This is a genomic window from Oscillochloris sp. ZM17-4 (assembly GCF_019599295.1).
In the GTDB taxonomy this organism is placed as follows: domain Bacteria; phylum Chloroflexota; class Chloroflexia; order Chloroflexales; family Chloroflexaceae; genus Oscillochloris.
The window spans coordinates 30,387-37,616 of record NZ_JAIEWN010000052.1; the positions used below are offsets into that span (position 1 = coordinate 30,387).

5 protein-coding genes are annotated in these 7,230 nt (G+C 63.4%); 1 reads left to right on the top strand and 4 read right to left on the bottom strand.

Going from position 1 to position 7,230, the window contains the following annotated elements:
* Nucleotides 1–660: 660 nt before the first annotated feature.
* Nucleotides 661–1,836 carry a serine protease gene (locus K2Z83_RS24240; RefSeq protein WP_220597753.1) on the top strand — a complete coding sequence of 392 codons (1,176 nt, stop codon included), beginning with the start codon at nt 661–663 and terminating at the stop codon, nt 1,834–1,836.
* A 97-nt stretch (nt 1,837–1,933) separates the two neighbouring features.
* Here the strand turns inward: K2Z83_RS24240 and K2Z83_RS24245 are convergent, their stop codons facing one another.
* The 4 genes from K2Z83_RS24245 to K2Z83_RS24260 form a co-directional block, all read right to left on the bottom strand.
* Nucleotides 1,934–2,422 (bottom strand): hypothetical protein, encoded by a 489-nt coding sequence (locus K2Z83_RS24245; protein WP_220597754.1) that lies wholly within the window; start codon nt 2,420–2,422, stop codon nt 1,934–1,936.
* A 228-nt stretch (nt 2,423–2,650) separates the two neighbouring features.
* Nucleotides 2,651–4,750, bottom strand: coding sequence for a glycosyltransferase family 39 protein (locus tag K2Z83_RS24250; protein WP_220597755.1), 2,100 nt, complete (start codon nt 4,748–4,750; stop codon nt 2,651–2,653).
* 110 nt (nt 4,751–4,860) lie between these two features.
* Complete coding sequence (locus K2Z83_RS24255) at nt 4,861–6,816, bottom strand: hypothetical protein (protein WP_220597756.1); 1,956 nt, start codon at nt 6,814–6,816, stop codon at nt 4,861–4,863.
* 81 nt (nt 6,817–6,897) lie between these two features.
* A partial coding sequence (locus tag K2Z83_RS24260; protein WP_220597757.1) for an NAD-dependent epimerase/dehydratase family protein occupies nt 6,898–7,230 on the bottom strand: 333 nt, incomplete at its 5' end.

Consider the following 7,230-nt stretch of genomic DNA (forward strand, 5'->3'; position numbering starts at 1 on the left):
GGCTCGCGGTGTGCGAAGCCGCACTCCAGCGGCTCGCCGTATGCTGGAGAACTGAGCCGGGGCACCCGCCGTTCCACCGCCGAGCGCGTGATGGAGGCTTTCGACAACCTGACGCTGACCATGGTCACGCTGCCCACCCAGATCATCTGCCAGCTGCCCCCGCTGTCGAGCTTCCAGCAGCGGCTGCTGGCGCTGACTGGATGCCGCTGCTATATGTGTCTAGCTGCGCATTCGTCCAAACCATCTAGAGAAGTAAGCAAACGATAAGAATAAGATTTCTTAACCAGAATTTATATTGCCATCTCCGATTCTATATGCTACTCTAGGGGCGAAGGACTACAACCACCCCCAATAGTCATAGTCGTATAGCAATCCTACGCCAGTTATGAAACCTGTCAGGTGCGGCCAGCAGTGAAATGTCGCATCCTGATGCATCAGGGGCCGCTCCTGACAGGTTTACGACCCCGATAGGATTGCTATAGCCATGTTTACTTTATTAGGCACAAAGCGGAAAGGATATCAATCCATATCTAAAAATGTAGGAAGATTCATATTTAGTGTGTTGCGTATTACCAGTGGTGGAGTAAAGCAGCATACGTATGGATCTGTGGCTTGACATGTTGGATAGATCAAAAGTTCGGCGATCTTAGGGGGGAAATCATGAAGACCCACGGTAGGATTCTGGTTCTCATCGGCATGTTCGTTGGCCTCATGGCGCTTTTCGTCGTAAGCATGCCCACTGCGTTCATGCGGACAGCATCACCGCAGGACAGTAGCACCGTACATCTGCCCATGGTGATGAATGGCTCGGCGTTTAATACAGCCGCTGCCAACAAGACCATGACGCACGATATGACCGTCGGAGAGATGGGCGGTGATGCTTTCTGGACTCAGGCGCGGCGTGATGCGGCTATCTCGATGGACACCCTAGAGGTGAGCGACCAGAAGATGTCCGATGTCGAGGCGGCGCTGGCGGCAGAGGCCACCAATGCAGGCTCGCTCATCATGGAGTCCGGCGCAACTGGCGATGAGAATCTGACCGCGCTCGCCCATCAGATGTATGCTGATCAGTGGACTGCTAGCCCGGCACCCGCCGAAGGTCAGGCGACGCTCGAGGGTTATAACTATCCGCCACCCTATTCGCGCTACCTGGTCAATGGGTATGCTGAGTCCTGGACCCAGTACCCGTATCGCACGATTGGCCGAATCTTCTTTACCATCCCGAACACCGCTGGCACCTATGCCTGCACGGCTTCAGTGCAGGGAGGGCGCTCGCTGTGGACTGCCGGGCATTGTGTGTATACTGCCGGCAAGGGCTGGCATACCAACGTGACCTTCTACCCGGCCTACCGCTATGGCTATACGCCCTATGGCTCATTCAGTGCATTCTCCCTGTCCTCGCTAGTCGGGTGGACGACATACGGCAATCCTGCCTATGATATTGGTGTCGTCTCGGTGTCGGACAAGAGCGGCTACAAAGTGAGCCAGTGGCTGGGTTGGCTGGGCTCGATGTGGAACAGCACCTCGACACGGCACTTCCACACGTTTGGCTACCCAGGCAATATCTATAGCGGCGAGTTTCTGATCGCCTGTACAGCCTCGACTTCTCGGCTCGACACGAGCTTTAGCCCTGCCACAGTGGGCATCGGCTGTGATATGGGCGGCGGAAGCAGCGGTGGCCCCTGGATCATCGGCTTCCAGCCCTATGCTAGTGGGTCAATGAACTACGTGAACGGCGTGACTAGCTACGGATACACCAGCCGGCCAAAGGAGCTATTCTCGCCCTACTTTGGCGCGGGTGCCTACGAGCTATACAACCTGGGCCTCTCGAAGTAGCCACAGGCGCAATAGCGGATAGGGTAGATCAGAGATGCGCCGGGGCCGTGAGCGTAAACGCTCACGGCCCCGGCGCATCTCTTTTAGCCCAGGCGCTCTACTGCGTGAAGCTGAGACGATCCAGCATCTGGCTGCCAATATCGTCGTAGGGCACAAGTTGGTAGATGCGGCCCTGGCTGGCAAGGTAGAAGGCGCATCGCGGGGCGATCATCTGCATAGAGCACGCCTGCACTCCGCTGGCATTGGCGAGGCTGAATAGCGCATACTCCGCACCCGGCGGCTCGTCGGGGCGGTATGTTGTGGCCCAGTCGGCAGGGGCGAGCTGGTCGGGGTTATCGAAGACACGGATGACCATCGTGGGCAGCATCAGCTCGGCTGACCCCTGGGATCGGGCAAATGTGATCTCGGCGCGCTGCGGCGCGGCGAGCCCCGCAGCGTCAGCCAGGGTTGGGCTGAGGATAGTCGGGTGTTCGATGCGAAAGCCCCACTGCTGGCTGCTGTAGCTCTGCCAGGTAAATTCGCTGGCTGTACCGAGCGGAGGCGGCGTGATGCTGTCCGGGAGAAGGGGTGTGCCAGAGTCGCTCACACCTCCCGGCGCTGCGCCTGGATAGGGATTCTCGATAGGCGGCATAGGTGTGTCACTATCTGAGCTGACGACCGTATCGTTGGGGGTGCTGCTCTGGTGCTGGCTACAGCCGAATAGCAGCGCGGCTCCAAGCAATCCGACCAATGCCAGAGCGATGCGAATCAGGTACATGTGTGCCTCCTTTGCCAGTATGGTCTCTGGAAGTTCATCAGCGGCATCCCGCGCCTATCAGGGGGCTGCGGCCGGATCACTGAGCAACTGCTCTGCCTGGGCGGCGGCGGGCGTATTGGGGAAGCGCTCGCGTACCTCGCTGAGCAGCGGGGTCGCGCGGTCGGTCGCGCCCGCATTAAGATACATCTGGGCTTCGATCAGAAGCATATCCGGGTTGTCCTGGATCGTAAATGCCATGTGGTAGGCGTTCGCCGCGCTCACCCACTGCTCCTGACAGCGGTAGGCGCTGCCAAGAAAGTTATTTGCCCAGTAGTTATCGTTGAGGCGTGGGCTACCCTCGAGCACTGACACCGCGTCATCGCAGCGCTTCTGCTGAAGGTACATGTACCCCAGCGTATTAATGGCATCCTGATCGCGTAGGTTGTAGCCGCGGGCCCGCTCCACATATCCTACTCCGGCAGCCTGCTCCCCAGTGTCAAACAAGACGCGACCTGCTTTTGTGAGCAGCATGCCCGCCTCGTTTCCTGTAAGCGGCTGTACCTTAGACTCGAACTGCCCGATGAGATCCCTGGCGCTCTGTGCCGCGATTTGGGGCTGGTCACGCGCGAGCGCGTAGAGCATATTCGACTGGGCTGCCAGGCTAAGCGGAAGATTGATCTGCTCGACCTCTTTCCACAACGAATCCACAGTCGCACTCCCCATATAGTACAGGTGGAATCGGCCCAGCGCTCCACTTACCTCGACCTTCTGCCACCCTTCCGGTGGCGAAACTGCGGCACTGGGCTCGGCGACAAGCCAGATGCGCTGCGGTGCCGGGCCTGTGGCGGCAAGCGAGCTCAGCGTGGCGCGCGGGACGATATACTGTTTCAGGCTCGGCTCGTAGTAGAGCAGGTATGTATTTAGCGGATCGGGGTCAAGGGCGAGGATCGTGTCGCTATGTGTGAGCGCGCCGCGCAGAAAGAGGGCGGTATCGCGCCAGTTTGCCTTGGGATACGCGTAGTATGCCTGTATCTGTGGGGTGAGCAGACCGCCAATGATGATAGCGATGATTGCCGCCGCACCGTTGGCTATGGCCGGGCGGCGCAGCAGCGCTGTGGCACCATAGACGATCCCTACGGCTACCAGCAAAATATAAAAGGGGACGGTGAAGAGGATTTGCCGCGGGGTGTAGAAGTAGGAGAAGGTGCTGTCGAGGGCGAGCGTTCCGGCGACCGCCACTGCCGGAATGAGGGTGAGGACAATTACCCAGGGCTGTCGGCGCGCGAGCCCGAGGCCGAGCCCCACAAGGGCGAGGGCAGGAAAGACTCCATACCCGATCAGGTGGTTGGGCCAGTACAGTCCGCTGAGCGGCGCGGCAAAGATATCTGTGGCACTAGGGAATGTGAAGGTGAAGGGCGAAGGCCGACCGCCTCCGCTGAGCATATACCAGGCCCCGATCGCACCAATGGCGCAGGCCACCGACGCGGCGAACGGGATCAAGAAGCGGAGATCTGGCCTGAGTCGAAACAGTGCCATCCGATCGGTGCGGGTGCCTCCGGCGATCAGTAGGGCGAAGATTCCAAGCACAAGGATCACGAACACCGTGTAATAGTGGGTCAGTGCCGAGAGTATCAGCACTGTCGCGAAACCCATCCAGCTCACCCATGTGCCACGTTCCAAGGCCCGGGCGAACATCAGGACGCTGATTATCGAGAGCAAGGTGAACAGGCTGTAGAAGCGAATCTCCTGCGAGTATTCGATGTGGGTGGGCGACACGGCGAGCAGAAAGGCCGCGCACAGCCCGATCACCGGCGACCCGAGCACCGAGCTGCCGATACGATAGATGAAGTAGATCGCCAGCACGCCCCAGATCATCGCTGGCATGCGCAGCCCGAAGTCAGTTTTGTCCAGCATCGCCATCAGGCTCGTTACCACGTAATCGAGCGGTGCTGCGGCGACGTGGGTCATCGCGCCTTTGATCGCGGCGATTGGCCCGATGCGGGCATACCAGACCTGTCCAATCTCATCTACCCAGAGGCTCTTCAGCCCAAGCTCATTGATGCGCAGCAGCGTCCCCAGCGCGATTATGGATATCAGCAGGATAGAGCGTATGTCGCGCGGGGATGTGTTCGGCTCGGGGGGGATTGTTGGCTGTTGCATAGTGATTTTCAGCACCACGGGCGCTCATTGCACGCAGGTGATGCCACTTAATAATCTGGCACCTTGCACGCTGGTCGGGGGACCGCCGTATTATAGTGATAGGTCGATGTTGGCGCAATCGCGCCGGGTCAACTGTCGGCCATCTCCACGATCTGCGGCTCAGACCCGACGCGCAGGCGTGCGCCGGCGGGCGCGCTCGCGCCGTCCAGCGTGTAGACTGTCCGCGCCCCGGCGGGGAGCGGGATCTCCACGTCGCTGCCATCGTTCGTCCAGCAGATCGTGTAGCTGCGGTCGCCCTTGCGGAAGCTGTGCCGCTCGACGCCGCCCGCGACCTCGCCGGAGACATATGTGGCGCCGCCGAGCAGCCTGGAGAGGAACGCGAGGGTCTGGAATGCCGGCCGCGGCTGCTGCGCGGCGTCGAGCAGGCCGCCCTCCTGCCAACCGGGGCCGTTGAGCGTGAACCAGACCGCCCCCTCCAGGCCGCCGGCCGCCGCGCGGGCGTAGAGCCGCGCCATGTAGTTGGCCTGATCCGCGTAGAACCCGCCCGGCCCGCAGGACGGGTCGCTGCGGTAGCAGAGCAGCCCGCCCTCGTTCATCAGCACGGGCTTGTCGACCGCGTAGCGCCGCATCACCTCACGCAGGAGCTGGAGCTTGCCGAGGGTGATGCCGCCGCGGCGCGCCCAGCCAGGGCTCTGGAGATCCCAGTCCATCCCCTTCGTGTCCCAGTAGGTGTAGGCGTGGTAGGCCACGACATCGAGGTAGTCGCCGCCGCCGGCCTGGAGGACGCCCTCGAAGAATCGGCCCGGCAGGCATGGCGCCGCCGCAGGCTCGCCAGGGTCGCAGAAGAGCAGCAGGCCGCCGAGGATCACCTGGGCCTGCGGGTCGGCCGCCTTGATCGCCGGGTAGGCCGCCTTGAGCATCGCGGCGTACCCCGCCCCGCCATAGTCTGCCCGGCCCGCGTCGCCCCAGCAGCCGAAGGGCGAGCCCCCCGCGACCAGGTTCGGGTCGATGTCCGGCTCGTTGCCGAGCTCCCAGCGGTGGACGTTATAGGGCGGCTGGCTGTAGCGGGCGACGACCTCGCCCATGAAGGCGGCGAAGTCGGGCAGGGCATCGGCCCGGATCGGGCCGCAGGCGCTCCCCGGCACCTGCCTGGCCCATGTGGGCGCACTGCGCACGATCACCGTCGGCGCGGCCCCGGCCGCGCTGATCGCGGACAGCTCGCCCTCGACGCTGGCGAGGTTCTCCCAGCGCCGCTCGCCCTTCGTCGGCTCGACCTCGGCCCAGAGGATGCCGTTGTAGCGCACCTGCGTCACGCCGAGCTCGCCGAGGCGGCCGGCGACCCCGGCGACGGCCCCGCGATTAATCTCGACGCCAAAGGACGTGGGTGCTGTTACAGTCCCAGTATCGGGGCCACGCAGCTCACTGCCCAGCCGCCCCAGGAGCACCCGAAACTCGGCGGGCTTGTCGGGGTGCCACTCGAAGCGGGCGCGCTCGAACCACTGGGTGATGACCGGCTCGCCATCGGCCGACGGCTCAAGCTGGGCGGCGGTCAGCGGCAGGCCGAAGAGGGCCAGTGATCGCTGGTAGGCGCTCAGCCCGCCGATCGTCAGCCCGTGGCGCTCCCAGTAGCTGCGGAACCCCAGCCCGTCGCCCTGGTCGCACACAGTATGTCGCGTCTCGGCGAACCAGAGGCAGCCATCTATGGGGCCGCCCTCCGCCGGCTCGGCGCTCGGGTCGCGACCAAGCTGGGCCAGCCGCTCGGCGCCCACGCGCCCGAGCTGCACCCGGTAGTCCGGCGGCGCGTCGGGGTGCGCCTCCAGCCGGTTGCGCTCGGTCCACTGCATAGCGATCTGCGCGGCCCCCGCCTCGGGCGCGCCCAGGGCGCGCGGGCCGAGCGGGTAGCCAAAGACGGGCAGACCGCCGTTGCCCTGCCAGTAGCTGGCGAACTGCGGCGCGATACACTGCTCAATCCCGGGCACGCCGGGGAAGCAGATCCCGCCCTGGGCGGCGGGCGCGGCCGCCGCCGGGGAGTAGCAGATCAGAAGGGCACACGTAAGGATGGCGAAGGCCCACGTATTTCGCATATGATGGCTCCAGGATGGGGAAGATCCTAGGTGCGGCGCGGGGGATGCGCGAGACTGACCTCAACACTCACCGCTCGCCGCTCACCGCCCTGCGCGCGCTTGCTCGTACCAGTCGATCGTCTTGCGCAGCCCATCCTCGAAGCGGGTGGTCGCCGCGAAGCCGAAGCGCTCGCGGGCTCGGCTGATGTCGAGCTTGCGGCGGGGCTGGCCATTGGGCTTGCTGGTGTCCCAGACAATGCTGCCGGTGAAGCCGGTCAGGCGGGCGATCAGCTCGGTCAGCTCCCTGATGCTGATCTCGTAGCTGCTGCCCAGGTTCACCGGCTCGCCGCCGTCGTAGCGCTCGGCGGCGAGGACGATGCCCTCGGCCGTGTCCTCGACGTAGACGAACTCGCGGGTGGGCGAGCCGTCGCCCCA

What these genes read in the sequence shown, in the direction of transcription:
- K2Z83_RS24240 (WP_220597753.1), top strand. Translation starts at nt 661, where the DNA reads ATGAAGACCCACGGTAGGATTCTGGTTCTCATCGGCATGTTCGTTGGC.
- K2Z83_RS24255 (WP_220597756.1), bottom strand. Translation starts at nt 6,816, where the DNA reads ATGCGAAATACGTGGGCCTTCGCCATCCTTACGTGTGCCCTTCTGATC.